A 25018-nucleotide genomic window follows, 5' to 3' on the forward strand; every position below is an offset into this window, starting at 1 on the left:
TTGCACCATGCCTTGGACTGTTTCGCCTCAGGCATGTCCTCTTGCGGACCGCTTTTCGCGGCCTCAAAGTTCTGTACGCAGTTTCCAGAGTTCGGGAAACAATTCCACCTCCAGCATGCGCCGCAGATAGGAAACGCCCGCCGTGCCGCCGGTGCCGCGCTTCAACCCGATGATGCGTTCGACCGTGGTGACGTGGTTGAAGCGCCAGCGGCGGAAATAGTCCTCGAAGTCGACCAGCTTTTCGGCGAGCTCGTACAATGCCCAATGCTCGGCCGGCGCCTGATAGATCGCTTTCCACGCCGCCAGAACGTCGTCGCTCGCCTGCCGGCTCTGGCGCCAATCCGTTCGTTTCGCATCCGGTCCGATATCGAAACCCTCTCGGGAAAGCAGCAACAAAGCCTCGTCATAAAGGCTGGGTTCGGCGAGGATGTTTTCCAGTTCGGCAATCACCTCTGCGCGGTGCGCATGCGGTTTCAGCATCGCCTCGTTGCGATTGCCGGCGAGAAATTCGATGGCGCGGTACTGCCATGACTGGAAGCCGGAAGACTGGCCGAGCGAATCGCGGAACTCGGTATATTCGCTGGGCGTCATCGTGCGCAGCACGTCCCAGGCGCTGTTCAGCTGCTCGAAGATGCGGGCGACGCGGGTCAGCATCTTGAAAGCCGGCTGCAGCTGGTTGTCGCGGATCGCTACCTTGGCCGAGCGGATTTCATGGATGGCAAGCCGCATCCACAGTTCCGACGTCTGGTGCTGGATGATGAACAGCAGTTCGTCATGCGCGGTCGATAACGGCGTCTGCGCATCGAGGATTTTCTCAAGATGGAGATAGTCGCTGTAGGACATGCGTTCCCTGAACGACATCTGGGCGCCCTCGCGCGCCGGATCGTAAGGCTGTCGGCTCATGTCACCAGCGCCTTCTTGCGATAATCCGGTGCGTCCCAGAGCCGGTTGTTGACGACATCTTCGATAATGCCGACCGCCGCGCGCACTTCGGCCTCGCCGATATAGAGCGGCGTGAAGCCGAAACGGATGGAATCGGGCGCCCGGAAATCGCCGATCAGGCCGCGGGCGATCAGCGCCTGCATGATCGCGTAGCCTTCCCTGTGGCGGAAGGAGACCTGGCTGCCACGCCTGGCGCCGTCGCGCGGCGAGTTCAGCGAGAGCTCGGGGCAGCGCTTTTCGATCTCGGCGATGAAGAGGTCGGTAAGGCCGATCGACGCCCTGCGGATGTCGGCCATGTCGATGCCGTTCCAGGCGTCGAGCGCAGCATCGAGTGCGGCTAGCGCAATGATCGGCGGCGTGCCGACCCGCATGCGGTCTATGCCGGCGCCCGGCCGATAATCGAGATCGAAAGCAAACGGCGCCTCGTGGCCGAGCCAGCCGGACAGCGCCGGCCGCGCGGCGTCCTGGTGTTCGGGCGCGACATAGATGAAGGCCGGCGCGCCGGGTCCGCCGTTCAGATATTTATAGGTGCAGCCGACGGCGAAATCGGCCTTAGCGCCGGCAAGATCGACCGGTATGGCGCCGGCCGAATGGGCAAGGTCCCAGACGGTCAAGGCGCCGGCGGCATGCGCCTTTTCGGTCAGCGCCTTCATGTCGTGCAGGCGGCCGGTGCGGTAGTCCACCTCGGTCAGCATCATAACCGCCACGCTTTCGTCGATAGCCGCTTCGACCGCTTCCGGTTCGACGACCTTCAGCGTGTAACCCTTGTCGAGCGATTTCAGCAGGCCTTGCGCGATATAGAGGTCGGACGGGAAATTGCCGTTGTCGGACAGCACGACGCGGCGCTCTGGATTAAGCTCCAGGGCGGACGCCAGCGCCTGATGCACCTTGATCGACAGCGTATCGCCCATGACCACCGTGCCTTCGGCAGCGCCGATCAACCGCGCGATGCGGTCGCCGATGCGGCGCGGCTGCAGCATCCAGCCGGCCGAATTCCAGCCCTTGATCAGCTGGTTGCCCCATTCTGCGGCCATCATGTCGACGACGCGCGCCCTGGCTGCCAGCGGCAGCGGCCCCAGCGAATTGCCGTCGAGATAGATCACCCCGTCCGGCATGTGGAACAGCTTTTTGGTTTTCGCGAAATCGCTCATCATGCCTCGCCCATGCGCAGCCTGAAGCGCTGAATCTTGCCCGTCTGCGTTTTCGGCAACGTGTCGGTGAACCGGACCGAACGCGGATATTTGTAAGGTGCGATCGTCGCCTTCACATGGTCCTGCAGACGCTTTTTCATCAGTTCGTCGGGCAGCGCGGATTCGACCAGGACCACATGCGCCTCGACGATCTGGCCACGCTCGGCGTCGGCGACGCCGATCACGGCGCATTCCTTGACGTCGGGGTGCGACAGCAACGCCGCCTCGACCTCCGGTCCGGCGATGTTGTAGCCCGCCGAAATGATCATATCGTCGGAACGGGCGGCGAAGTGGAATCGGCCTTGTTCATCCTGCACGAAGGAATCGCCGGTGAGGTTCCAGCCGTTGCGCACATAGTTTTTCTGCCGGTCGTCCGCCAGATAGCGGCAACCGGTTGGCCCGCGCACTGCAAGCTTGCCGATTTCGCCGCGCGGCAGTTCGTTCATGTCGTTGTCGACGATGATCGCCCGGTAGCCCGCGACAGGCCTGCCCGTGCAGGCCGGAGCCATGTCGTCCAGCCGGTTGGAGATGAAGATATGCAGCATCTCGGTGGCGCCGATGCCATCGAGGATCGGCTTGCCGGTCTTCTTTTTCCAGTCTTCGAACACCGGCGCCGGCAGCGTTTCGCCGGCCGAGACGGCGATGCGCAGCGACGACAGGTCGGCGCCCGCGTCCATCGCGGTCAGCATGGCGCGATAAGCGGTCGGCGCGGTGAAGCTGATCGTCGCTTTATAGGTCTCGATGATCTCGATCATGTTGGGCGGTGACGCGTTTTCCAGCAGTGTCGCGGCGGCGCCGAAGCGCAAGGGAAAGATCGCCAGGCCGCCGAGGCCGAAGGTGAAGGCGAGCGGCGGCGAGCCGACAAAAACGTCGTCCGGCTGCACGTTGAGCACCTCTTTCGCGTAGGCGTCCGCGATGATCAGCAGGTCGCGATGGAAGTGCATGGTGGCTTTTGGCACGCCGGTCGTTCCGGAGGTGAAACCAAGCAGGGCGACGTCGTCGCGGCCTGTTTTCACCGCCTCGAAGCGCACCGGCTTGTTGAGCGCGATGCGGTCGAGCTCGGCGTCGTGATTGGCGGTGCCGTCGAAGCCGATCACCTGCTTCAGGAATTTGCTTTCCTTGGCGCAGGCGACCAGTTCGTCCTTGATGCGGGTATCGCACAGCGCCAGGCCAATCTCGGCCTTGTCGACGATCTGAGCCAGTTCGCCAGCGCGCAGCATCGGCATGGTGTTCACCACCACCGCGCCTGCCTTGGTGGCGGCCAGCCAGCACGCAACCATGGCCGGGTTGTTGGCCGAGCGGATCAGCACCCGCTGTCCCGGCTTGACGCCGTAGTTCTCGACCAACGCATGCGCCAGCCGGTTGGTCCAGTCGGACAATTCCTTGTAAGTGCGCCGGCGGCCGTTGCCGATCAGCGCGGTGTTATCGCCGAATCCCTGCTCGACCAGCCGGTCGGTCAGTTCCACCCCGGCATTCAGATATTCCGGATAGTCGAAACCTTCGAGCGGCAGCTCCGGCCATTCTTCGAACGGCGGAAGATTGTCCCGCGAAAATGTGTCGACATGCCCTGTCGGCCCCAGCATCTCTATCCTCCCGCCAAAACCTGCCGCGCGATCACGACTTTCTGCACGTCGGACGCGCCTTCGTAGATTCGGAGCGCGCGTATCTCGCGGTACAGGCTCTCCACAATGTGGCCGCACCGCACGCCGTCGCCGCCATGCAGTTGCACCGCCTTGTCGATGACCGCCTGCGCGCGGTCGGTAGCATAGAGCTTGGCCATCGCCGCCTCGCGGGTCACTCGGCTCGCGCCCCTGTCCTTGGTCCAGGCGGCGCGATAGACCAGCAATGCCGCGGCATCGACGTCCAGCGCCATGTCGGCAATGTGGCCCTGAACCATCTGCAGGTCGGCCATCGGCGCGCCGAACAGTTCTCGCCCCGAAGCGCGCTTGATGCTCTCGTCGAGCGCCCGCCGCGCAAAGCCGAGAGCTGCAGCCCCGACCGTCGAGCGGAAAACGTCGAGCACAGACATGGCGACGCGGAAACCGTCGCCGGCTTTACCGATCATTGCCGTCGCGGGGACCTCGACATTATCGAATTTCAGCCGGGCCAGCGGATGCGGCGCGATCACTTCGAGCCGTTCGGCGACCGAGAGGCCGGGCGTATCTGCAGGCACGAGAAATGCCGACAGGCCTTTCGCGCCGGGGGCTTCGCCAGTTCTTGCGAAAACCACGTAGAAGTCCGCAATTCCGCCATTCGAAATCCAGGTTTTTTCACCGGAAAGCACATAACCTTTGGATGTTTTCCGGGCTTCCATGTCCATGTTCGCCACATCGGAACCGGAGCGCGGTTCGGAAAGCGCGAAGGCCGAGATCGCCTTGCCGGTGCGGGTCTGCCTCAGCCACTCTTTCTGCGCATCGTTGCCGAACAGGCTGATCGCGCCGGTGCCGAGCCCCTGCATGGCGAAGGCGAAGTCGGCGAGGCCGTCGTGGCGGGCCAGAGTCTCACGTGTGATGCAAAGCGTGCGCACGTCGAGCGGCTGCGGATTTTCCGGATCGACCGCCGTCGGCTTCAGCCAGCCATCGCGGCCGAGCATGGCGACCAGTTCGCGGCAGGCAGCGTCGATATCGTCATGGGCGACTGGCAAGTTGGCCTCGCACCATGCTTCCAGCCGCTCCGCCAGATCGCGGTGGCGGTCTTCGAAAAACGGCCAGTTGAGGAAGGAGCGATCAGGCATGGTGAGCCTCTTGGCCACCTTGCGTTTGCACACCCCCCTCTGGCCTGCCGGCCATCTCCCCCTCAAGGGGGGAGATCAGCCTGCCGCTTTGCGCTCGCCAAGCTACGACCCTGAAGTGGATGCGAGGACGACGGAGCGAATAATCTCCCCCCTTGAGGGGGAGATGGCCGGCAGGCCAGAGGGGGGTGTTGACGGCTGAACTCATCCTCAATCCCCCTCGAACACCGGCTTCTTTTTCTCGACGAAGGCACGATACGCGCGCTCGAAATCCTTGGTCTTCATGCAGATCGCCTGCGCCTGGGCTTCCGCCTCGATTGCCTGGTCGAGCCCCATCGACCATTCCTGGTTGAGCTGCGTCTTGGTGATGCCGTGGGCGAACGTCGGCCCCGAGACGATGCGCGTGGCAAGGTCCATCGCCTCGCCTTCGAGTTGCTCCGCCGGCACCAGCCTGTTGTAGAAGCCCCAGCGGTCGCCTTCCTCGGCGCTCATGGTGCGGCCGGTGTAAAGCAGTTCGGCGGCGCGCCCCTGGCCGATGATGCGAGGCAGGATGGCGCAGGCCCCCATGTCGCAGCCGGCAAGCCCGACGCGGGTGAACAGGAACGCGGTCTTCGCCTCCGGCGTCGCCAGCCTTATGTCGGAAGCCATGGTGACGATGGCGCCGGCGCCGACCGCCACGCCGTCGACCGCGGTGATGATCGGTTTGCCGCAGTTCAGCATCGCCTTGACCAGATCTCCGGTCATGCGGGTGAAGGCGAGCAGGCCCTTCATGTCCATGTCGACAAGCGGCCCGATGATGTCGTGCACATCGCCACCAGAGCAGAAATTGCCGCCATTGGGCAGGAACACGATGGCATCGACATCGTCGGCGTAGACGAGATCGCGGAACGTGTCGCGCAGTTCGGCATAGGATTCGAAGGTGAGCGGGTTCTTGCGCTCCGGACGGTCGAGCTGCACGCGCGCGATGCGGCCTTCGACCTTCCAGAGGAAATGCTTCGGCTTGAGGCCGGCCAATTTCATGCCCTTCACGCCTCGCCCTCCCAATTGCTGCGGAACGATTTCAACATCGCCGAAAGCCGTCGCGCATCGTCTTCCGCGACGTCGCCCAACAGTTCGCCGATCCAGCCTTCGTGAATGGCCGCCATCGAGCGGAATTCCTCTTCGCCGCGCGCGGTGAGCCGCACGATCGAGGTGCGGCGGTCGCCTTCTCGCTGCGCGCGGACGACGAAACCGTCGGAGACAAGCCGGTCGACGATGCCGGTGACGTTGCCGTTTGAGACGAGCAGGAAGCGTGAGAGGTCGCTCATCAGCATGCCGTCGGGCGCGCGGTAGAGCGCGGCCATCACATCGAAGCGCGGCAGCGTCGAATTGAACTCGCGCTTCAGCCTTTCGCGCAATTCACTCTCGACGATGCGCGAGGCCCGCAACAGCCGTATCCACAGGCGCAACCGCTCCTTGGCCCCGTTGCCGACCGAGACCGAAGAAAGCGGCGCACTTACCATGTCTCGCCTCCCGAGACCGAGATCGACTGGCCGGTGATCGAAGCCGCGGCCGCGCTGCACAGGAACAAAACGCTGGCGGCGATTTCCTCGGGCTGGACGAACCGGCCTTGCGGGTTCGACGCCATCAGGCTTGCACGCGCTTCCGCCTCGCTGCGGCCGGTCCTTTCGACGATGCGGCCGATCGATTCTTCCAGCATGTCGGTCTCGACGAAGCTCGGGCAGATGGCGTTGACGGTGACGCCGGATTTCGCGGTCTCGGCCGCCAGCGCCCGCGTCAAGCCGACGACGCCATGTTTTGCGGCAACGTATGGGGCTACGTAGGCATAACCCTTGAGGCCTGCGGTGGAGGCGATGAAGATGATGCGACCGCCCTTGCGCGCCGTCATGCCGGCAAGCGCCGCCTTCACTGTCAGAAACGCGCCGGTGAGATTGACGTCGATGGTTTTTTGCCAGTCGGCAAGCGCGGTCTTGGCCGCCGGCGCACTGCCGGCCATCCCAGCATTGGCGACAATGATATCCAGCGGCCCGCGCGCTGCCTCGGCGGTTTCGTAGAGCTTTGCCATCGAGGCTTCGTCGGTCACGTCAGCCGCGACGGCATGAATGCGGTCGTGAAGCGCCGCAACGGCCTCAAGCGCCGTCAGCCGCCGCCCGCAGATGGTGACGTCGACGCCAGCCTCTGCCAGCGCCAGCGCGACCGCCTTGCCGACGCCGCTGCCGCCACCCGTGACCAGAGCATGCCTGCCGACGATCATGCTCACACCTTGCCCGTCATGACGTCCTGCCGCTCGGCCAGGCGGTAAAGCTGGTCGCGGCCGGGAAGATAGGGATCAGGCCATTTCACATGGCGGTCGCCGAGCTTTGCCGCCGCATGCAATGTCCAGTATGGGTCGGCAAGATGCGGCCGCGCCAGGCAGACCAGGTCGGCGCGGCCTGCCATCAGGATCGAATTGACGTGGTCCGGTTCGTAAATATTACCGACCGCCATCGTTGCCATGCCAGTCTCGTTTCGGATGCGGTCCGAAAACGGCGTCTGGAACATGCGGCCATAAACCGGCCTGGCGCGCTGCGATGTCTGGCCGGCGGAAACGTCGCAGATGTCGACGCCGGCCGCCTGCAGCATGCGCGCGATCTCGACGGCTTCGCTTGGATGGACGCCGTCGTCGCCGACCCAATCATGTGCAGAGATGCGCACCGAGATCGGCTTTTCCCCCGGCCACACCGCGCGGACCGCATGGAAAACCTCAAGCGGATAACGCATGCGGTTTTCCAGCGAACCGCCATATTCGTCGGTCCGCAAATTGGTCAGCGGCGTGATGAAGGACGACAGCAGATAGCCATGCGCGGCGTGGATCTCCAGCATGTCGAAGCCGCAGCGCTTCGCCATCTCTGCAGCCGCAACAAATTCGTTTCGCACCCGGTCCATATCCGAGCGGTCCATGGGTTTAGGCGACTGGTTGCGCGGCGACCATGCCACGTCGGACGCCGCCATGACCGGCCAGTTGCCTTCGGCAAGCGGTGCGTCGCTGTCTTCCCAGCCGACCTGCGTCGAACCCTTCGGGCCGGAGTGGCCGATCTGCGCGCAGATCTTCGCCTCGGTTTCGGCATGCACGAAATCGACCAGCCGCGTCCATGCAACCTCGTGTTCAGGCCGATAGAAACCGGTGCAGCCGGGCGTGATGCGGCCTTCCGGACTGACGCAGGTCATTTCGATATAGATCAGACCGGCGCCGCCTTTGGCCCGCTCGGCATAGTGGGCGAAATGCCAGTCCGTTGGGCAGCCGTCGACCGCCTTGTATTGCGCCATCGGCGACACCACCACGCGGTTTTTCAGATGCATGTCGCGCAGCCGGAACGGCGCGAACATCGGTGCGCGCGCACCGTTGAAGTTGCTACCGGCCTGCCGCTGGAACCATGCCTCGGCGCCGTCCAGCCAGGCCTTGTCGCGCAACCGCAAATTCTCGTGGCTGATGCGCTGCGAGCGGGTGAGCAGCGAATAGTTGAACTGGACGGGGTCGAGGCTGAAATATCGCTCGACATCCTCGAACCATTCGAGCGAATTGCGCGCCGCCGACTGCAGGCGCAACACCTCGGTGCGCCGCGCCTCCTCATATTTCCTGAAAGCCGCATCGAGGCTCGGCTCGGAATGTACATAATCGGCCAGAGCGACCGCGCTTTCGAGCGCCAGCTTGGTGCCCGAGCCGATCGAGAAATGCGCCGACGCCGCCGCATCGCCCATCAGTGCCAGGTTCTTGTACGACCAGCGTTCGCACAGAACCCGCGGGAAGCTGATCCAGGCCGAGCCGCGAACGTGGGCGGCGTTGGACATCAGCGCGTGGCCGCCGAGATGCCTTGCAAAGATGCGTTCGCAGGTGGCGATCGACTCTTCTTTCGACATCGACCCGAAGCCGAACTTTTCCCACGTCGCTTCCGAGCATTCGACGATGAAGGTCGCCGTGTCAGGGTCGAACTGGTAGGCATGCGCCCACACCCAGCCGTGCCCGGTTTCCTCGAAGATGAAGGTGAACGCGTCGTCGAATTTCTGGTGGGTGCCGAGCCAGACAAACTTGCATTTGCGGACGTCGATGTCGGGCTTGAACACATCGGCAAGTGCGGTGCGCGTGCGCGAGTTGACGCCATCGGACGCAACGACGAGGTCGTAGGCATCCATATAGAATTGCGGCTCGCGCGCCTCCGTCTCGAATACGAGATCGACGCCAAGCTCGCGCGCACGCTTCTGAAGCAGGATCAGTATCTGCTTGCGGCCGATGCCGCAGAAGCCATGGCCGGTGGAGACGGTGCGCACGCCCTTGTGGACGACGGCGATGTCGTCCCAGTAAGCGAAATGATCACGGATCCAGGCCGCACTGACCGGGTCGTTGGCCGCGAGATTGTCGAGCGTTTCGTCGGACAGCACAACGCCCCAGCCGAACGTGTCGTCGGGCTTGTTGCGTTCGATGACGGTGACCTGATGCGCGGCATCGCGCAGCTTCATCGAGATGGCGAAATAGAGCCCGGCGGGCCCGGCCCCGAGAACCGCGACTTTCATCGTGCGATCTCCTCCCATGTCTCGACGAGCCAACCATCGCACTCGCGACGAGATATTTCAAGCATGAAATTTCAAGATTGAAATATTTTTGACCGAACGCTGCGCGGCGATTGACAGGATGACGGATTTCGGATGGCTTTGCCCCGCAAGCTCTGGAGGGGTTGATGATCCATCGCCGCGTTTCGAACTGGGACGACGCCTATTCCAATGCCATCAACATTCCGGGTGGCGACCGCTGGCCTGCGGCCTGGATCGGCCCGGCTGAGGCATATCGGGATGCGATGAGCGCCAAGGGCAGGGCCAAACTCGACATTGCCTATGGCGAGCGCGAGCGTAACCGCTTCGACCTCTTCCTGCCGCAAGGTATGCCGAAGGGGCTGGTGGTCTATATCCATGGCGGCTGGTGGAAAGCATTCGACAAAAGCGTGTGGTCGCATCTGGCCAGCGGCGCGGTTGACAGCGGTTATGCGGTGGCGATGCCCTCCTACACGCTGTGTCCCGAAGTGCGTATCCGCGACATCACGCGCGAAATCGCCAGGGCGGTCGAAACGGCCGCGGAAATGATCGATGGACCGATCATGTTGACCGGCCACTCCGCCGGCGGCCATCTGGCCACGCGCATGGTGACGACCACTTCGCCTTTGTCGAGAGCGGTGGCGGGCCGTGTGCGTCACGTCCTTTCAATCGCCGGCCTGCACGATCTGAGGACGGTGATGCGCATTCCCATGTACCGCGAACTGAATGTCGACGAAGCCGAGGCGCTGGCCGAAAGCCCGGCGCTTTTGTCGCCGATCGAGAACACAAGGCTGACCTGTTGGGTGGGCGCCGCCGAGCGCGCCGAGTTCATCCGCCAGAATGCGCTTCTCGCCAACATCTGGACCGGGCTGGGCGCCGAGACCGCGACGGTGGAGGAACCCGACCGGCACCATTTCACCATCGTCGACGGGCTTGCCGATGCCGCCCATCCGCTGACCAAAACCTTGTTGACAGCATAGGCCGATACGCCGAAGCTTTTTGGTAAAACGGGCGGCCTCGCGATCCTTGTGCCGCAATGAAATCTGACAGGAAGATGCGATGAGAGCCGTTTTTGTCCAGTTGCAATGCCAGCCCGGATCGACTTACCAGGTCGCCGACGAACTGTTCGAGCGCGAGGTTGCCTCCGAACTCTATTCAACCAGCGGCGAGTATGATCTGCTGATGAAGATCTACATCGAGCCAGAGGTCGACATCGGCAAGTTCATCAACGAGAATGTCGCCAATGTGCCGGGTATCGTGCGCTCGCTGACGACCCTGACCTTCAAGGCATTCTAGCCTTCCGATCGGGGCGAAATATTCGCCTCAGTTTCTGCAGACCTGCTGCACCGGCAGAGCCCCCCGCCCGGCCGGTGCCGCAGGCCTTCCGCCTCTCCGGGAGACGTTACAGAAAGTAGCTGATCGGACCCGCCACACGGAAGCTGCCGCGCTCCCTGAGGCGAATGCCGTCATGCGCCGCCCGGGCGCGAATGCCGATCCGCGTGCGCCCCAGTTTGCGGGCAATCGAGCCGATGCGCTCGTTGTGGGCGGCAAGCAATCTCAGTTTTGCGAGTTCTTCTTCAGTCCACGGCACAAGGTATTTTGCCAACGGATCGTCCATGGCCGTCCCCTCTCAAAGTCGGGTAAGATGACCATGAAGCTCGTGACAGGCGCGTGAATCGATATGAGCGCGCAAGGGCGCGCCGATTGCGAACCGGTGTTGCAGAACCTTACTGGCAGACGACGCGGACCCGGGCGCCGGCCGAGGTCGCATTGTTGCAGGTAATCGGGTTCTCGGGATCGGATCGAGTGAATGGCGGCCTGACCACTGCCGGTTTCCAGGCCTGCACCTTGCCAACGGACGCTGACGACGGGCGCCGAGTGGCTGGCCGCGCCGGCGCTTCCATCACAGGCTCGGCGGAGGCCGCCAGCTCCTGCTGCTGCATGGCGGGGCTAGCGTAAGATGGAGACGGCGTCGCACCGGGCGTGAACTGCCTTGCCAGCACCACCGAGCCGTCGGATGTGCGCGTGCAGCCGGAAACCAGCGACAGTCCGAAAATGGACAGCCCACAGACGGTAATTGCCGCGATGGGAAACCGCGACAGGTTGCCAATCCGGCTGAGGCTGCGCGGGCGCGCGCTGTGGCAATGCTGTTCCATGAAAATTCGCCTGCACACAAAGCGCGGCAAAAGTTTGTCATGGCTCTCAAACTTCACCGAAACCTCTCCAACAGGCGGCAATCAGTCTTCCCCCTCATCGTCGCCCGAGCTCCAGGAATGCGGTTCGATACGCTTCTCGGTATCGCCGTCGACGAAGGTCCACCACCCGGCATCAGTTTCGTCCCAGTCGCCGCCCGCCGCCTTCAGGCGTTCCGGCGAGCGGTAACGGGCGATGGATTCGTTTTCCTGGCCAACGGCGTCGGTCCAGTAGACCCGGACCTTGCTTCCGTCCTTCGGAGCCGTCGCTATGGGTTTGTTGCCCGACATCGAATTACCTCGCCGCATTATACCAGCTGCATCGAACAATGAGGCGTCCCGCACTGCTTCGCAAGCCGTCATGACCGACAACGAACGGCGGCGTTCGCAGTTCCAGAATGTTAAGCCGTTGGTAATCCTGTCGAAATATTATCCGCGCGATCGGGTTGGTAGGGGCTCTGAATGCGCGGAGCGTGCCGTTGTTTTTGCACAGGATCGGAATCGTCTGCCTTCTTTCGGCGGCCTTCGCCGGCGCGTTCGCGAGTGTCGTCCACTATTCCGGCGATTCACGCGCGAGAGCGTTCGATTCGGGCTGCCGGGTTTCGACGAATCCGGCCTGCTTCGGACCGAACCTGAGATAGATGGCGACGCGCGACACCGAACAGTTGCAGATGGCGGTGCTCGAGATCGCCACATGTATTGCGCAAGCACTTCACGAGACCGATGCAAGCGCCACGCAGCGCATGAACTTCGCCGCCGGCATGGCCTACAACAGGCTGAAGAGCCGGGGAGACGATGCCGCGGCGGAGATGCTTTATCAGTTCGGCCGGGCACTGTTGAACCATGATCTGTTTCCAGAGCCGGGCTCAAAACCTGAAGACGAGCAATGAAACCGTCCGCCGAGCAAAGGTTTGCCGTCAAAGCTGTCGATAAGAATTTGAGCCGCCTTGTAATCGTTGACTTTCGCGCGATACTTGCATCCGAGGAGAAGGGGAGTCGCTATGGTAAAGAAACCAGCAGCAGCAAAGTCGAGTAAAGCAGGTTCCGGAGCAGCCGCGGCCGTTGCCGCGCGGGCGAAGGATGCAAAGAAGGCAGTTGCAGCAAAGCCCGCCGCAGCCGCCAAGAAACCTGCCGCCAAACCGGCGGCAGCCAAGGCAGCCAGCAAGGCCGCCGCACCGGCGAAGAAGCCGGCGGCAGCCGCCAAGGCCAACGGCAAGGCAGCAAGCAAGACCGCAGCGCCGGCGAAGAAGCCCGCTGCGAAGGCAGCCGCGGCGAAGAAGCCTGCAGCCGCCAAGGCAGCAAGCAAGACCGCGGCGGCGAAGAAGCCCGCCGCGAAGGCGGCCGCGGCAAAGAAGCCCGCGGCAGCCGCCAAGTCAAACGGCAAGGCAGCAGCGAAAGCTGCTCCGGCCAAGGCGGCAGCCAAGAAGCCTGCCGCCGCAGCAAAGCCGAAGGCCGCGGCCAAGTCCGTCGCGGCCAAGGTGACGAAGGGCGTCAAGGCGGCAGCGACCGGCGCACTCGGCGCGGTGTCGATGGCGGCGAAAGCACTGACGTCCGACAAGAAATCGTCAGCGAAGAAGCCCGCCAAGTCGAAATAATTTCGGGGCCGGCGACCGCATCGGCCCGCCGGCCTCTACCCATCAAGACCTGGAGCCAGTTCCATTCCGATCATGTCGGAATGAGGCTCTGTTTCTTTGTTGGGTATTTTTCCGAAACCAGTCGCCACTTTTAAGGCCACGTTCTGGAAGCCAGCCGCATTCCGATCATGTCGGAATGGTGCTGGTTGGTGCGGCTCGTTGATCCTGCAAGGTCGCGCTCTGTGGCCTTGATCGCGTAGCTGTCGCGAGACGTCTTTTCGTTGCAGTCAAACAAAAGGCGGCAGGGCAAAGCCCCGCCGCCTTTTTGTTCGACCGAGAAAATCAGAGCTTCATCCAGGCGGCATTCTTCTTCGACGAGCGCACGCAGGCTTCCACGAAGGCAACGCCCTCGACGCCATCCTGCACGGTCGGGAAGATGACATCCTTGGCGGGCTTGCCGTTCTTCTTGCGCGCGGCGCGGATGGCGCGTGCTGCTTCCGCGTAGATGTTGGCGAAACCCTCGAGATAGCCCTCGGGGTGGCCTGACGGAACGCGGCTGACGCGCGCCGCGGCAGGACCCGCACCGGCGCCGGCGCGGGTGAGCAACTGCTTGGGCTGGCCGAACGGTGTGAACCAGAGATAGTTCGGATCAGCCTGCACCCATTCGATGCCGCCCTTGGTGCCATAGACCCTGAGCTTCAGGCCGTTCTCGTGGCCTGGCGCTACCTGGCTCGCCCAGATCATGCCCTTGGCGCCGCCCTTGAAGCGCAGCATGACGTTGGCATTGTCGTCGAGCTTGCGTCCCGGCACGAAGGCGTCGAGATCGGCCGACAGGCTGTCGAGCTCCAGGCCGGAGACGAAACGGGCGAGGTTGTAGGCATGGGTGCCGATGTCTCCGGTGGCGCCGCCGGCGCCCGACTGTTTCGGATCCGAGCGCCACGATGCCTGCTTCTGGCCGGTGGCGGCGAGATCCTCGGTCAGCCAGTCCTGTGGATACTCGGCCTGCACGATGCGAATGTCACCGAGTTGGCCCTTCTGCACCATCTCGCGCGCCTGCCTGACCATCGGGTAGGCGGTGTAGTTGTGGGTGAGCACGAACACCTTGCCGGTCTTTTCCACCAGCGCCGCGAGTTTTTTGGCTTCGGCGAGGGTGGCTGTCAGCGGCTTGTCGCAGATGACGTGAATGCCGGCTTCGAGAAACGCCTTTGCCGCCGGAAAGTGGACGTTGTTGGGCGTGACAATGGCGACCGCCTCGATGCCGTCTGGCCGCTTCGCTTCCGCCTTCGCCATCTCGGCATAGGAACCATAGCTGCGTTCCGGGTCGAGACCGATCTCGGCGGCGGACGCCTTGGCGCGCTGAGGGTCCGACGACAGGGCGCCGGCAACCAGCTGGAACTCGCCGTCCATGCGCGCCGCGATGCGATGCACGGCGCCGATGAAGGCGCCCTGGCCGCCGCCGACCATGCCGTAGCGGATCGGACCGACGCCTGATTCAATTTTTGTGCCGCTGACCATTTTTTGTCCTTCCTTTTTTGGGCAGTAGGCAGCGGGCAATCGGCAGTAGGCGATGGTTTCGCGGGCTACCTACTGCCTACTGCCCATTGCCGTCTCAAATCCCCATCATCGCCCGCAGCATTTTCTTGTCGGTGGCGCCGCCGGCAAAGTCGTCGAAAGCCTTTTCCGTCACCCGAATGATGTGATGCTGGATGAAGGGAGCGCCTTCGGCAGCGCCATCTTCCGGGTGCTTCAGGCAGCACTCCCATTCAAGAACCGCCCAGCTGTCATAGCCATATTGCGCGAGCTTGGAAAAGATGCCGCTGAAATCGACCTGTCCGTCGCCCAGCGAACGGAATCGTCCGGCGCGGTTCATCCAGCCCTGATAGCCGGAGTACACGCCCTGCCTGCCCGTCGGATTGAACTCGGCGTCCTTGACGTGGAACGCCTTGATGCGCTCGTGATAGATGTCGATGAAGGCGAGATAGTCGAGCTGCTGCAGCAGGAAATGCGACGGATCGTAATTGATGTTGCAGCGTTTATGGCCGCCGACCGCCTCTAGGAACATTTCGAACGTCGCGCCGTCGAACACGTCCTCGCCTGGGTGGATCTCATAACCGACGTCGACGCCGTTATCCTCATACGCATCGAGGATCGGTTTCCAGCGCTTGCCAAGCTCGGCGAAGGCTTCCTCGATCAATCCGGCTGGCCGCTGCGGCCAGGGATAGAGATAGGGAAAAGCCAATGCGCCGGAGAAGGTGACCGAGGCATTCAGGCCAAGATTGCGCGACGCCTTGGCGCCGAACTTCATCTGCTCGACCGCCCATTTCTGCCGCGCCTTGGGATTGTTATGGACCGAAGGCGGCGCGAAGCCGTCGAACTGGCTGTCATAGGCTGGATGCACGGCGACGAGCTGGCCTTGCAGATGGGTCGACAATTCGGTGATTTCGACGCCCGCCTCGGCGCAGATGCCCCTCACCTCGTCGCAATAGGTTTTCGACGAAGCGGCTTTCTTGAGGTCGAACAGGCGGCCGTCCCAGGTCGGGATCTGCACGCCCTTGTAGCCGAGCCCGGCGGCCCACGCCGCGATGCTTTTCAGCGAATTGAACGGTGCCGCGTCACCCGCGAACTGCGCCAGGAAAATCGCCGGCCCCTTCATCGTCGTCGCCATCTTATTTCCTCCCCGATCATTGGCAGGCCGGTCAGCCGTCGCGGCCCGTATAGCTGAAATAGTCGAAGTCCGCCGGAAGTGCCGCGCCGCTCGTATCGAAGGCCGCCATGCCGACGAAAGCGCCGGTAAAGGAACCGTGCTCGCCGCGGCCACCTTCGTCCGAGATCACGCTGGCGTCAAGAACTGGTCCTACCAGATTCCATCTTTCGTCGTTCCAAACGAAAAATTTCAGCTCCGCACCTTCAATCTCGGCTGCGATGCGAACCGCGCCTTCGCCCGGAAGCGGCAGTGGCTCGGCCAGTGGAAAGGAAAGCTTGCCGTCCGGCCAGTCTCCTGGGCAACTGAGCACGGTAAGGACGCGACCCTTTGCGGCATCGTGGGTTATGGCCAGGAAATGGAATTTGTGGCGGTTGTAATAATGAACCAGACCCGCCGCTTGCTGGAATGTCGAAGGGCTGAAAACGAGTTCGGTTTCGACGCGGAAGGAAAAGTGCTCCTGCCGCCGCGCCACCAAGGATTGGTCGTACCAACTTCCGATGGATTCGCGCCCGTAAAGACGCAGCGACCCCGGCTTTTCAACGAGCGAGAACAGTCGCTCGGGATAGGGCGTGCGCAGCCATTGAAAGTCGGCGGGCAAATCCTCGGCGTCGAAATCGTAGCGGATTTCCGATGGCGCCGGCCGGATGCTTTCGGCAACGCCCGAAGGCGCCGGCACCGAGACACGCGGCACCGGTTCGTTGCCGGAAAGCCTCAGCCAGCCGTCGGCGCCCCACGCGCATTTCTGGATCGCCGTCTCGCGGCCAAGCGGCGAGCGCCGGAGCCCCGGCAATGGCCGCGAGCAGAGATGGGTGTGGTACACCTCGCCGTCCGGCGTATCGACGATCTGGCCGTGGCCGGCGCGCTGCAGCGGCGCGTCGGGCGCATCTTTCGATGTGATGACGTGAATGTCGGGATGCAGTTCGTAGGGCCCGTCGATCTGCCTTGAGCGCGCCATGGTGACCGCATGATCGTAGCCGGTGCCACCCTCCGCCGTGGTGAGGTAATACCAGCCATCCTTCTTCAGGAGATGCGGACCTTCCACCAGGCCGTGATCGCTGCCGGAAAAAATGTTCTTCACTGGACCAACGAGCCTGCCTGCCGCCGCATCGTATTCCTGCAGCAGGATGCCGGCGAATGACGGATGTTTCGGATTTCCGCCGACACCATGCGAGACATGATTCCACAGCATGTTGAGGAACCACTTCTTCCCGTCGTCGTCATGGAAGAGCGATGGATCGAAGCCCGATGAATTGACATGGACCGGATCGGACCAGGGACCTTCGATCGCCGGCGCGGTGACGATGTAATTGTGTGCGTCCTTGAAATTGCCGTCGAGCCGCTTGACGTCGGTGTAGACCAGCCAGAACTTGCCGTCGGCATGGGACAGGCAAGGCGCCCAGATACCGCCCGAATCCGGATTGCCGCGCATGTCGAGCTGGCTGGCGCGGTCGAGCGGCCGCTTCACCAGTCGCCAGTTCACCAGGTCCGTGGAATGATGGATCTGCACGCCGGGATACCACTCGAAGGTGGAGGTGGCGATGTAATAATCCCTTCCCACCCGGCAGATCGATGGGTCTGGATTGAAGCCGGGCAGGATCGGATTGCGGATCATCGAGGCAGGCACTTCTACTTCTTGCGGGCCGGACCCTTGCGTTCCGCCGAGGCGGCCCAGAGGTTGATATCGGCGTCACGGGCGTAGGTGTCGATCTCGGCCAGCTCCGCGTCGGTGAAATCGCGGTTTTTCAAGGCGCCGACGCAATCCTCGACCTGCCCCGGCCGGCTGGCGCCGATCAGCGCGGAGGTGACGCGTCCGCGGCGCAACACCCAGGCAAGCGCCATCTGCGCCAGCGTCTGGCCGCGCCGTTCGGCTATCGCGTTCAGCGCGCGAATGTTGGCGATGTTCCTGTCATTGAGGAATTCGGGGTTGAGCGACTTGCCCTGCGCGGCGCGCGCATCGTCAGGAATGCCGCCGAGATATTTCGCGGTCAGCATGCCTTGCGCCAGCGGCGAGAAGACGATCGAGCCGATGCCTTCGCCTTCCAGCGTATCGAGCAGGCCATCATCTTCTACCCAGCGGTTGATCATCGAATAGCTCGGCTGGTGGATGAGGCAGGGCGTGCCGAGTTCGCGCAGGATGCTTGCCGCCTCGCGGGTTCGCTGCGAATTGTAGGACGAGACGCCGGCATAAAGCGCCTTGCCGGAACGCACCGCATGGTCGAGCGCCAGCATGGTCTCCTCCAGCGGCGTGTCGGGATCGAAGCGGTGCGAATAGAAGATGTCGACATAGTCGAGCCCCATCCGCTTCAGGCTCTGATCGAGGCTGGCCAGCACATATTTGCGGCTGCCCCATTCGCCATAAGGGCCAGGCCACATCAGGTAGCCGGCCTTCGAGGAAATGACCAGTTCGTCGCGCAAGCCCGCGAAATCGGTGCGCAGGATTTCACCGAAGGCGCTCTCTGCGGATCCGGGTGGCGGACCGTAATTGTTGGCGAGGTCGAAGTGGGTGATGCCGAGGTCGAATGCCTTCTGGCAGATGGCGCGCTTGGTCTGGCGCGGCGTGTCCTCGCCGAAATTGTGCCACAGGCCGAGCGAGATCGCGGGCAGCTTCAGGCCGGATCTGCCGCAGCGGTTGTAGACCATGGTTTCGTAGCGTTTTTCGGCGGGCTGCCAGGGCATGATGATTCTCGCAAAGCGTTTACTCTCCCTTGTGGGGAGGGTGGCCCGAAGGGCCGGGGTGGGGAGGTCAGAGCAAGGGTGTTTTAGGCACCTCGCCGGGTTTTCTCCACCCCCAATCCCGGCTCCGAGCTCCATTCCATTGGGTCCGTTAGCCGACCCTCCCCGCTCGGGGAGGGTCGGCCACCCCTGCGGCCTATTTCTTCTTCTTGCTCAGAAGCGCCTTGGCTTCCTTGATGCCAAGGGCTGCCGGCCTTTCGCAGGTGGTTTGCATGTCGATGAACTTGCCGGTTTCACCCGATTTCAGGATAGAAGTCATCACGTCGACGGCATGAAGTGCCGCCTCCAGGGAGCAGCGGTGCGGCCTGCCTTCGGCAATCGCGATCGCCATGTCGGCGAGGCCCGCGGAACGGTAGTTGGCCATCGCGCCCTGGCTGTGCTTCTGGTTGGGCACGCCGAAGGGATGATCCCATTTCGGCGCCTTCTTCACCGGCTTGCCGCTCTTCGAATAGCGTACGGCGCCGCCGAAGAAATTCGGGTCGGGAACGTGGATGGTGCCCTCCTCGCCGTAAAGTTCCATCGGGGCATGGCCGTGGTCCCAGACATCCCAGCTGGCATTGAAGGTGACCGCCGCGCCATTCTCGAATTCCAGCAGCGCCAGGATGGTCGTCGGCGTGTTCACCGGCACCTTTTCGCCGTAGCGCGGCTTCGAGGTGATGGTGCGCTCCTTGGCGGGGATCGTGGTAAGGGCCGCCACCCGCTTCACCGGGCCGATCAGCTGGATCAGGTTGGAGATGTAATAGGGCCCGAGATCGAGGATCGGGCCGCCGCCGGGCTGGAAGAAGAAGTCCGGGTTCGGGTGCCAATGCTCCATGCCGTGGCTCATCACATGGCAGGTGCCGCTTGTGATGCGGCCGAGCTTGCCGCTGTCGATGAGATCGCGCGCAAGCTGGTGGGCGCCGCCGAGAAAGGTGTCGGGCGCCGAACCGACCCGCAGGCCTTTCTTGTCGGCGCGCTTCTTCAGGTCGAGCCCTTCCTTGACCGCAAGCACGAAGGGCTTTTCCGAATAGACATGCTTGCCCGCGTCGAGAACCTGTTTGGACACATCGTAATGGACCGCCGGCACCGTCAGGTTGACGACAATGTCGATGTCGTCGGACTTCAGCAGGCCGTCGACGCTTTCGGCGCGCACGCCATACTCCTTGGCGCGTGCCTTCGCAGCGTCCATGTTGATGTCGGCGCCGGCACGCACTTCGATGCCTTTGAACAGCGGCGCCAGCTGGAAGTAGGTGGTCGAGATGTTGCCGCAGCCGATGATCCCGACGCCAAGTTTTTTTGCCATGTAAATCTGCTCCTAGAAATTCTGCGCGGCTGCGTATGACAGCCTGGCGAAGCGCGTCGCGTCGCTCGGATTGTCGTGTTCCATGACGAAAAATTTGGCCGGGGTCTTGTCGCGCAGGAGCTTGTAGAGCCCCTTCCAGTCGACTGTGCCGTGGCCAACGTCGGCCCAGCCATCCTGGTCCTGGTTCTGGCCGGCCGTCGCGATATCCTTGACGTGCACCGCGACGATGCGCGGGCCGTATTTTTCGATCCATTCCTTCGGATCGGCGCCGCCGCGGATGACCCAGGCGACGTCGATCTCCCAGCCGATATCCGGGGCAGCGTCGAGAATATGCTGCTGCGGCACTGAACCGTCGGCAAGCCGCACGAACTCGAAATCGTGGTTGTGCCAGCCGAAGCCGATGCCGGTGCCCTTGAACCGCGCGCCGATCTTGCCGAGGCGCTGGCCGAATCCGCGCCATCCGGCCGCGTCCGACGGGCGAAGGTCTTCGGTAATGTGCGGGCACGCCACCAGCTTCATGCCGAGCGTGTTGACGATGCCGAGGGCCTTGTCGAAGTCGTTTTCCAGCATGTCGAGCGAGAAATGACCGCTCGGCATGGCGAGGCCGTTCCTGTCGAGTGTTGCGCGCAGCCTGGCCGGGTCGTCATAGAGACCGCCGAAACCCTCGACATTCTTGTAGCCGATCATCCCCAGCGTCTCGAGGACCTTGTCCCAGGGCTGGAAGTTGCGCGCGCTATAAAGCTGAAATGACCAATCCATATCTCTTGTCCGTCTTGTCTTGGGGTGGGGTGACTAGATGCGATTGCCCGCCGTGGAATCGAAGATCGAAGCGCGGGCAGGGTCGAAGCCGATCAGAACCTTGTCGCCGACGGTGAGGGGCTTTTCGGCCTCGACCCGGAACGAGAGGTTCTGGCTGCCGAGCCTCGTCCAGACCAGCGTGTCCGACCCCATCGGCTCCACCAGTTCGACCTCGACCTGCTGTGAAAAGGGCGATGCCTTCGCCGCGTCGCCGAAGGCGATGTGCTCCGGACGGATGCCGAGGACGGCCGGTCCGATACGGCTTGCGGAGCCATCGAAAGTGTAGCGGGCAAGCGGGACCGCGGTCGCGCCGATCTTGAACGACGGGCCGGCTGCAAGTTCGCCGTCTAGGAAATTCATTGCCGGCGAGCCGAGGAAGCCGGCGACGAAACGGTTGACCGGCCGGTTGTAGATCGCCTGCGGGGCGTCAAGCTGCTGGATGACGCCGCCCTTCATCACCGCGATGCGATCGGCCAGCGTCATCGCCTCGATCTGGTCGTGGGTGACGTAGATCATGGTGTTGGCGAGCCGCTGGTGCAGCCGCTTGATCTCGACGCGCAGCTCCGAACGCAGCTTGGCATCGAGGTTGGACAACGGCTCGTCGAAGAGAAAAACGTCGACATCGCGCACCAGCGCCCGGCCGATGGCGACGCGCTGCCGCTGGCCGCCGGAAAGCTGCGAGGGCTTGCGCTCGAGCAGCGGCCCGATCTGCAGGATTTCTGAAGTCCGTGCGATGCGCTTTTCGATCTCGTCCTTGGCCACGCCGGCGTTTTTGAGGCCGAAGGAGAGATTGCCCTTCACGGTCATCTGCGGATAGAGCGCATAGGACTGGAAGACCATGCCGATGCCGCGGTCCTTCGGTTCCTCCCAGGTGACGTTCTTGTTCTTGATGAAGATCTGCCCGGCGCTGACATCGAGCAGGCCGGCGATGCAGTTGAGCAAGGTGGACTTGCCGCAGCCGGACGGACCGAGCAGGACAAGGAACTCGCCCTCCGGAACATCGAGATTGAGCGCCTTGAGAACCTCGACCGTTCCGAAATTCAGCGACACATCGCGCACAAGAACACTGGTCATCGCGTCAACCCTTCACCGCGCCCGCGGCGATGCCGCGCACGAAGAGTTTTCCGGAGATGAAGTAGATCGCGAGCGGCACAAGGCCGGTGATGATGGTTGCAGCCATGTTGACGTTGTATTCCTTCACGCCCTGCGTCGAGTTGACGATGTTGTTCAGCTGCACCGTCATCGGATAGGTGTCGGGACGGGTGTAGACGACGCCGAACAGGAAGTCGTTCCAGATGCCGGTGACCTGCAGGATGACGGCCACGACGAAGATCGGCAGGCTCATCGGCAGCATGATGCGCAGGTAGATGCCCCAGAAGCCGGCGCCGTCGACACGCGCCGCCTTGAACAGCTCTTCCGGCAGCGAAGAAAAATAGTTGCGGAACAGCAGCGTCAGGATCGGCATGCCGAAGATCGAGTGGACGATGACGAGGCCGGTCAGCGAGCCATAGAGGCCGATTTCGCGCAGCATGATGACGATCGGGTAGATCATCACCTGATACGGGATGAAGGCTCCGAAGATCAGGATTGTGAAGAAAAGGTCGGCGCCCTTGAAGCGCCAGTTGGCGAGCGCATAGCCGTTGACCGAGGCGATGGCGATCGACAGGACCACCGAAGGCACGGTGATGCGCACCGAGTTCCAGAAGCCGCGGCTGAGCCCGTCGCAGTTGAGGCCGGTGCAAGCTGTCGCCCAGGCCTTCACCCAGGGCTCGAAGGTGATCTCAATCGGCGGCGAGAAGATGTTGCCGAGGCGGATCTCCGGCATGCCTTTGAGCGACGTCACGACCATCACATAGAGCGGGATGAGATAGTAGATCGCCGCGAAGATCAGTGTGCCGTAAAGGATGATGTTGCGGCGCGAAAAGGTGACGCGCGGCCTCGGTCCGCTCGGGCCGCCGAGTTCGGCTGCGATAGCGTCCGCACCGGCGACAGTCGCGGCGAGCGTGGCGGGGTTCGACATGCTACCGCCTCCGCCCGAATTCGAGATAGGCCCAAGGCACGACGATGATCGCGACCGTGAGCAGCATCATCGTCGAGGCGGCAAAGCCCTGACCGAGATTCTGCGCCCGGAACATGAACTCGTAGACGTATTTCGCGGGCACTTCCGACGCATTGCCGGGGCCGCCGCCCGTCTGCGCCACCACAAGGTCGTAGAGCTTGACGATGCCGGAAGCGATGATCACCAACGTGGTGATGAAGACCGGGCGCATCATCGGAATAACGATGAACAAATAGGTCTTCCACATCGGGATGCCGTCGACGCGGGCGGCTTTCCATATGTCTTCGTCGATGCCGCGCAGTCCCGCCAGCATCAGGCACATGACGAGCCCGGTGCCCTGCCAGAGACCGGCGATCATGATGCCGTAGATGACTATATCGGCGTTGTAGAGCGGGTCGAAGGAAAAGCTTTCCCAGCCGAGGCCGCGCACGATGCCCTGCACGCCGAACTGCGGGTTGAGGATCCATTGCCAGACCAGCCCGGTGACGATGAAGGAGAGCGCGAAGGGATAGAGGAAGATAGTGCGAAACGTATCCTCGAAGCGGATCTTCTGGTCGAGAAGGGCCGCCAGCAGGAAGCCGATCACCAAGCTGAAAACCAAAGACAGGATACCGTATATCGCCAGGTTCTCGATCGAGACGATCCAGCGCTGCGACGCCCACAGCCGCTCGTACTGCTCGATCCCGACGAAGCGCAAGCGCGGCAGGAGTTTTGAATCGGTGAAGGAATAGACGACGGTCCAGGTCGTGCCGCCAACGAAGACGCAAAGCGCCGTCAGGATCATTGGGATCGAGGCGATCTTGGCGTTGAGATTCTTGAACAGCTTGCTGGGACGGGTCGCTGCCGACATTCAATACCTCTCAGGACGACTGATGGGGCCATCGGCAGTGCCGGCCGGCTTCGACCGGCACTGCCTGGTAAGTTTAGTCGGCCTTGGCGATGATCTCGGCGAAGCGCTTCTGGGCGTCTTCGGGCGTGATGGTCGGCGTGCTGAAGAACTCGGCCATCAGGTCGTTCATCTGCTGAGTGGTGTCGGGGCTGATCAGTTCGTCCGTCCACTGCATGGTCTTGCCGGCGGCAAGGATCTCGAGACCCTTCTTCATGCAGTCGTTGGCAGCCGTGAGATCGACGTCGCCACGCACCGGCAGCGAGCCCTTCTTGAGGTTGAAGGCAACCTGGGTCTCCGGCGACAGCATCACATGGGCAAGCGTTTCCTGGGCGGCACTGATGTCGGCGTTGTCGACCTTCGGGAAGTAGAACGCGTCGCCGCCGGTCGCGATGACGGCGTTGAGGCCGAGGCCCGGCAGGCAAGTGTAATCCTTGCCGGCAACCTGCCCGGCAACCTGGAATTCGCCCTGCGCCCAGTCGCCCATGATCTGGCCGCCGGCCTGGCCGTTGATGACCATGGCCGTCGCCTCGTTCCAGTTCTGCACGTTGGAGTTGACAGCCATCTTGCGGGCGTCATCGGCCGCCTTGAACACCTTGGCGATGTCGGCGCCCGCCGCCACCGTCTCGTCCTTGTCCTTGTAGACCTTGAGGAAAGTCTCCGGTCCGACGATCGCGGCCATCAGCACGTTGAGGGCGCCGGATTCCTGCCAGGCCTGCTTGCCAAGCGCCAGCGGAACCTTGCCGGCCTTTTCGAGCGCCGGAGCGGCGGCGACGAACTCGTCCCAGTTCGTCGGCACCGGCACGCCGGCGTCGGCGAAGGCCTTGTTGGACAGCCAGATCCACTGCCATGAGTGGATATTGACCGGCACGCAATAGATCTTGCCGTCGAGCGTGCAGTTCTGTAGCAGCGTCGGCGGGTTGATAAGCTTGGCCCACTCCTCTTTCGTGGCGAGATCGGTGAGGTCGCGCATCAGCCCTTCCTGCACCAGTTCCTCGGCCTGGCGGCCGTGGTTGAACTGCGTGGCGCCCATCGGGTCGCCGCCGGTGATGCGGCTGATCATGATCGGCCGGGCGGTGTCGCCGGAGCCGGCGATGGCGCCGTCGACCCATTTGTTGCCGGTGGCGTCGAAGGCCTTGGCGAATTCCGCGACCGCCGCCGCTTCGCCGCCGGACGTCCACCAGTGGGTCACTTCGAGATCAGTCGCCGAGGCCGGCGCGCTGACACAAAACGCCACGCTTGCAGCGAGCGCGGCACGATAAAATCCAAAACGCATCGGTATTCCTCCCAGAACTGAAACGTTACAGATTTTTGCATATTGGATTTGACAGGTGAGCGCAACCCGGCGCGGGCACGCAAAGGCA

At 62.9% G+C, this 25018-nt stretch carries 25 protein-coding genes; 4 read left to right on the forward strand and 21 right to left on the reverse strand.

From position 1 onward, the window contains the following. Positions 1-63 precede the first annotated feature (63 nt). The 8 genes from kynA to F3H98_RS05300 form a co-directional block, all read right to left on the reverse strand. Positions 64-903, reverse strand: coding sequence for a tryptophan 2,3-dioxygenase (gene kynA / locus F3H98_RS05260; protein ID WP_149759037.1), 840 nt, complete (start codon positions 901-903; stop codon positions 64-66). Next, positions 900-2093, reverse strand: coding sequence for a kynureninase (gene kynU / locus F3H98_RS05265; protein WP_149759304.1), 1194 nt, complete (start codon positions 2091-2093; stop codon positions 900-902). Before kynU ends, kynA begins: the two co-directional genes overlap by 4 nt. After that, positions 2093-3715: an AMP-binding protein gene (locus F3H98_RS05270; RefSeq protein WP_149759039.1), complete on the reverse strand. Its 1623-nt coding sequence runs from the start codon at positions 3713-3715 to the stop codon at positions 2093-2095. The genes kynU and F3H98_RS05270 overlap by 1 nt, the downstream gene beginning before the upstream one ends. 2 nt (positions 3716-3717) lie before the next feature. Then, the gene (locus F3H98_RS05275) at positions 3718-4866 is read right to left on the reverse strand and encodes an acyl-CoA dehydrogenase family protein (protein WP_149759041.1); all 1149 of its coding nucleotides are present in this window, start codon (positions 4864-4866) and stop codon (positions 3718-3720) included. Between the two features lie 207 nt (positions 4867-5073). Next, on the reverse strand, positions 5074-5883 hold the full coding sequence (locus tag F3H98_RS05285; RefSeq protein ID WP_149759305.1) for an enoyl-CoA hydratase family protein: 810 nt from the start codon (positions 5881-5883) through the stop codon (positions 5074-5076). A 5-nt stretch (positions 5884-5888) separates the two neighbouring features. Beyond that, on the reverse strand, positions 5889-6365 hold the full coding sequence (locus F3H98_RS05290) for a MarR family winged helix-turn-helix transcriptional regulator (RefSeq protein ID WP_149759046.1): 477 nt from the start codon (positions 6363-6365) through the stop codon (positions 5889-5891). Then, entirely contained in the window at positions 6359-7117 is a 759-nt protein-coding gene (locus tag F3H98_RS05295) for an SDR family NAD(P)-dependent oxidoreductase (protein ID WP_149759048.1), read from the reverse strand. The genes F3H98_RS05290 and F3H98_RS05295 overlap by 7 nt, the downstream gene beginning before the upstream one ends. 2 nt (positions 7118-7119) lie before the next feature. After that, positions 7120-9411, reverse strand: coding sequence for a bifunctional salicylyl-CoA 5-hydroxylase/oxidoreductase (locus F3H98_RS05300; protein ID WP_149759049.1), 2292 nt, complete (start codon positions 9409-9411; stop codon positions 7120-7122). Between the two features lie 164 nt (positions 9412-9575). Here F3H98_RS05300 and F3H98_RS05305 point away from each other — a divergent pair, with 164 nt between their 5' ends. Together F3H98_RS05305 and F3H98_RS05310 are read left to right on the forward strand one after the other, a co-directional pair. Next, positions 9576-10406, forward strand: a complete 831-nt coding sequence (locus F3H98_RS05305; RefSeq protein ID WP_149759051.1) for an alpha/beta hydrolase — start codon at positions 9576-9578, stop codon at positions 10404-10406. 79 nt (positions 10407-10485) lie between these two features. Next, positions 10486-10722: an Lrp/AsnC ligand binding domain-containing protein gene (locus tag F3H98_RS05310; RefSeq protein ID WP_149759053.1), complete on the forward strand. Its 237-nt coding sequence runs from the start codon at positions 10486-10488 to the stop codon at positions 10720-10722. A gap of 106 nt (positions 10723-10828) precedes the next feature. Here the strand turns inward: F3H98_RS05310 and F3H98_RS05315 are convergent, their stop codons facing one another. The 3 genes from F3H98_RS05315 to F3H98_RS05325 form a co-directional block, all read right to left on the reverse strand. Continuing rightward, on the reverse strand, positions 10829-11044 hold the full coding sequence (locus F3H98_RS05315; RefSeq protein WP_149759055.1) for a hypothetical protein: 216 nt from the start codon (positions 11042-11044) through the stop codon (positions 10829-10831). A gap of 109 nt (positions 11045-11153) precedes the next feature. Then, positions 11154-11582, reverse strand: coding sequence for a hypothetical protein (locus F3H98_RS05320; protein ID WP_149759057.1), 429 nt, complete (start codon positions 11580-11582; stop codon positions 11154-11156). Between the two features lie 81 nt (positions 11583-11663). Further along, on the reverse strand, positions 11664-11909 hold the full coding sequence (locus F3H98_RS05325; RefSeq protein WP_149759059.1) for a hypothetical protein: 246 nt from the start codon (positions 11907-11909) through the stop codon (positions 11664-11666). A 350-nt stretch (positions 11910-12259) separates the two neighbouring features. Here F3H98_RS05325 and F3H98_RS05330 point away from each other — a divergent pair, with 350 nt between their 5' ends. Further along, positions 12260-12508 (forward strand): hypothetical protein, encoded by a 249-nt coding sequence (locus F3H98_RS05330; RefSeq protein ID WP_149759061.1) that lies wholly within the window; start codon positions 12260-12262, stop codon positions 12506-12508. 111 nt (positions 12509-12619) lie between these two features. Continuing rightward, positions 12620-13213 (forward strand): hypothetical protein, encoded by a 594-nt coding sequence (locus tag F3H98_RS05335; protein WP_188130333.1) that lies wholly within the window; start codon positions 12620-12622, stop codon positions 13211-13213. A gap of 321 nt (positions 13214-13534) precedes the next feature. Here the strand turns inward: F3H98_RS05335 and F3H98_RS05340 are convergent, their stop codons facing one another. The 10 genes from F3H98_RS05340 to F3H98_RS05385 all read right to left on the reverse strand — a co-directional run bounded on the left by F3H98_RS05340 (position 13535) and on the right by F3H98_RS05385 (position 24930). After that, the gene (locus tag F3H98_RS05340; protein ID WP_149759063.1) at positions 13535-14707 is read right to left on the reverse strand and encodes a Gfo/Idh/MocA family protein; all 1173 of its coding nucleotides are present in this window, start codon (positions 14705-14707) and stop codon (positions 13535-13537) included. A gap of 94 nt (positions 14708-14801) precedes the next feature. After that, on the reverse strand, positions 14802-15857 hold the full coding sequence (locus F3H98_RS05345) for a sugar phosphate isomerase/epimerase family protein (protein ID WP_149759065.1): 1056 nt from the start codon (positions 15855-15857) through the stop codon (positions 14802-14804). A gap of 31 nt (positions 15858-15888) precedes the next feature. Continuing rightward, positions 15889-17508, reverse strand: a complete 1620-nt coding sequence (locus tag F3H98_RS05350) for a glycoside hydrolase family 43 protein (RefSeq protein WP_149759067.1) — start codon at positions 17506-17508, stop codon at positions 15889-15891. Between the two features lie 14 nt (positions 17509-17522). After that, complete coding sequence (mgrA, locus tag F3H98_RS05355; protein WP_149759069.1) at positions 17523-18572, reverse strand: L-glyceraldehyde 3-phosphate reductase; 1050 nt, start codon at positions 18570-18572, stop codon at positions 17523-17525. Positions 18573-18765: 193 nt separating this feature from the next. After that, positions 18766-19911: a Gfo/Idh/MocA family protein gene (locus tag F3H98_RS05360; RefSeq protein ID WP_149759071.1), complete on the reverse strand. Its 1146-nt coding sequence runs from the start codon at positions 19909-19911 to the stop codon at positions 18766-18768. Between the two features lie 12 nt (positions 19912-19923). Further along, a complete protein-coding gene (locus F3H98_RS05365; protein ID WP_149759073.1) occupies positions 19924-20670 on the reverse strand; it encodes a sugar phosphate isomerase/epimerase family protein in 747 nt (248 codons plus the stop codon). 33 nt (positions 20671-20703) lie between these two features. Then, positions 20704-21783 (reverse strand): ABC transporter ATP-binding protein, encoded by a 1080-nt coding sequence (locus F3H98_RS05370; RefSeq protein WP_149759075.1) that lies wholly within the window; start codon positions 21781-21783, stop codon positions 20704-20706. 4 nt (positions 21784-21787) lie between these two features. Next, a complete protein-coding gene (locus F3H98_RS05375) occupies positions 21788-22729 on the reverse strand; it encodes a carbohydrate ABC transporter permease (protein ID WP_149759077.1) in 942 nt (313 codons plus the stop codon). A 1-nt stretch (position 22730) separates the two neighbouring features. Continuing rightward, positions 22731-23618 (reverse strand): carbohydrate ABC transporter permease, encoded by an 888-nt coding sequence (locus tag F3H98_RS05380; protein ID WP_149759079.1) that lies wholly within the window; start codon positions 23616-23618, stop codon positions 22731-22733. Between the two features lie 73 nt (positions 23619-23691). Beyond that, positions 23692-24930 (reverse strand): ABC transporter substrate-binding protein, encoded by a 1239-nt coding sequence (locus F3H98_RS05385; RefSeq protein ID WP_149759081.1) that lies wholly within the window; start codon positions 24928-24930, stop codon positions 23692-23694. Positions 24931-25018 lie beyond the last annotated feature (88 nt).

Source organism: Neomesorhizobium albiziae, from assembly GCF_900114255.1.
GTDB classification, from domain to species: domain Bacteria; phylum Pseudomonadota; class Alphaproteobacteria; order Rhizobiales; family Rhizobiaceae; genus Neomesorhizobium; species Neomesorhizobium albiziae.

What these genes read in the sequence shown, in the direction of transcription:
- kynA (WP_149759037.1), bottom strand. Translation starts at nt 903, where the DNA reads ATGAGCCGACAGCCTTACGATCCGGCGCGCGAGGGCGCCCAGATGTCG.
- kynU (WP_149759304.1), bottom strand. Translation starts at nt 2,093, where the DNA reads ATGAGCGATTTCGCGAAAACCAAAAAGCTGTTCCACATGCCGGACGGG.
- F3H98_RS05270 (WP_149759039.1), bottom strand. Translation starts at nt 3,715, where the DNA reads ATGCTGGGGCCGACAGGGCATGTCGACACATTTTCGCGGGACAATCTT.
- F3H98_RS05275 (WP_149759041.1), bottom strand. Translation starts at nt 4,866, where the DNA reads ATGCCTGATCGCTCCTTCCTCAACTGGCCGTTTTTCGAAGACCGCCAC.
- F3H98_RS05285 (WP_149759305.1), bottom strand. Translation starts at nt 5,883, where the DNA reads ATGAAATTGGCCGGCCTCAAGCCGAAGCATTTCCTCTGGAAGGTCGAA.
- F3H98_RS05290 (WP_149759046.1), bottom strand. Translation starts at nt 6,365, where the DNA reads ATGGTAAGTGCGCCGCTTTCTTCGGTCTCGGTCGGCAACGGGGCCAAG.
- F3H98_RS05295 (WP_149759048.1), bottom strand. Translation starts at nt 7,117, where the DNA reads ATGATCGTCGGCAGGCATGCTCTGGTCACGGGTGGCGGCAGCGGCGTC.
- F3H98_RS05300 (WP_149759049.1), bottom strand. Translation starts at nt 9,411, where the DNA reads ATGAAAGTCGCGGTTCTCGGGGCCGGGCCCGCCGGGCTCTATTTCGCC.
- F3H98_RS05305 (WP_149759051.1), top strand. Translation starts at nt 9,576, where the DNA reads ATGATCCATCGCCGCGTTTCGAACTGGGACGACGCCTATTCCAATGCC.
- F3H98_RS05310 (WP_149759053.1), top strand. Translation starts at nt 10,486, where the DNA reads ATGAGAGCCGTTTTTGTCCAGTTGCAATGCCAGCCCGGATCGACTTAC.
- F3H98_RS05315 (WP_149759055.1), bottom strand. Translation starts at nt 11,044, where the DNA reads ATGGACGATCCGTTGGCAAAATACCTTGTGCCGTGGACTGAAGAAGAA.
- F3H98_RS05320 (WP_149759057.1), bottom strand. Translation starts at nt 11,582, where the DNA reads ATGGAACAGCATTGCCACAGCGCGCGCCCGCGCAGCCTCAGCCGGATT.
- F3H98_RS05325 (WP_149759059.1), bottom strand. Translation starts at nt 11,909, where the DNA reads ATGTCGGGCAACAAACCCATAGCGACGGCTCCGAAGGACGGAAGCAAG.
- F3H98_RS05330 (WP_149759061.1), top strand. Translation starts at nt 12,260, where the DNA reads ATGGCGACGCGCGACACCGAACAGTTGCAGATGGCGGTGCTCGAGATC.
- F3H98_RS05335 (WP_188130333.1), top strand. Translation starts at nt 12,620, where the DNA reads ATGGTAAAGAAACCAGCAGCAGCAAAGTCGAGTAAAGCAGGTTCCGGA.
- F3H98_RS05340 (WP_149759063.1), bottom strand. Translation starts at nt 14,707, where the DNA reads ATGGTCAGCGGCACAAAAATTGAATCAGGCGTCGGTCCGATCCGCTAC.
- F3H98_RS05345 (WP_149759065.1), bottom strand. Translation starts at nt 15,857, where the DNA reads ATGGCGACGACGATGAAGGGGCCGGCGATTTTCCTGGCGCAGTTCGCG.
- F3H98_RS05350 (WP_149759067.1), bottom strand. Translation starts at nt 17,508, where the DNA reads ATGATCCGCAATCCGATCCTGCCCGGCTTCAATCCAGACCCATCGATC.
- mgrA (WP_149759069.1), bottom strand. Translation starts at nt 18,572, where the DNA reads ATGCCCTGGCAGCCCGCCGAAAAACGCTACGAAACCATGGTCTACAAC.
- F3H98_RS05360 (WP_149759071.1), bottom strand. Translation starts at nt 19,911, where the DNA reads ATGGCAAAAAAACTTGGCGTCGGGATCATCGGCTGCGGCAACATCTCG.
- F3H98_RS05365 (WP_149759073.1), bottom strand. Translation starts at nt 20,670, where the DNA reads ATGGATTGGTCATTTCAGCTTTATAGCGCGCGCAACTTCCAGCCCTGG.
- F3H98_RS05370 (WP_149759075.1), bottom strand. Translation starts at nt 21,783, where the DNA reads ATGACCAGTGTTCTTGTGCGCGATGTGTCGCTGAATTTCGGAACGGTC.
- F3H98_RS05375 (WP_149759077.1), bottom strand. Translation starts at nt 22,729, where the DNA reads ATGTCGAACCCCGCCACGCTCGCCGCGACTGTCGCCGGTGCGGACGCT.
- F3H98_RS05380 (WP_149759079.1), bottom strand. Translation starts at nt 23,618, where the DNA reads ATGTCGGCAGCGACCCGTCCCAGCAAGCTGTTCAAGAATCTCAACGCC.
- F3H98_RS05385 (WP_149759081.1), bottom strand. Translation starts at nt 24,930, where the DNA reads ATGCGTTTTGGATTTTATCGTGCCGCGCTCGCTGCAAGCGTGGCGTTT.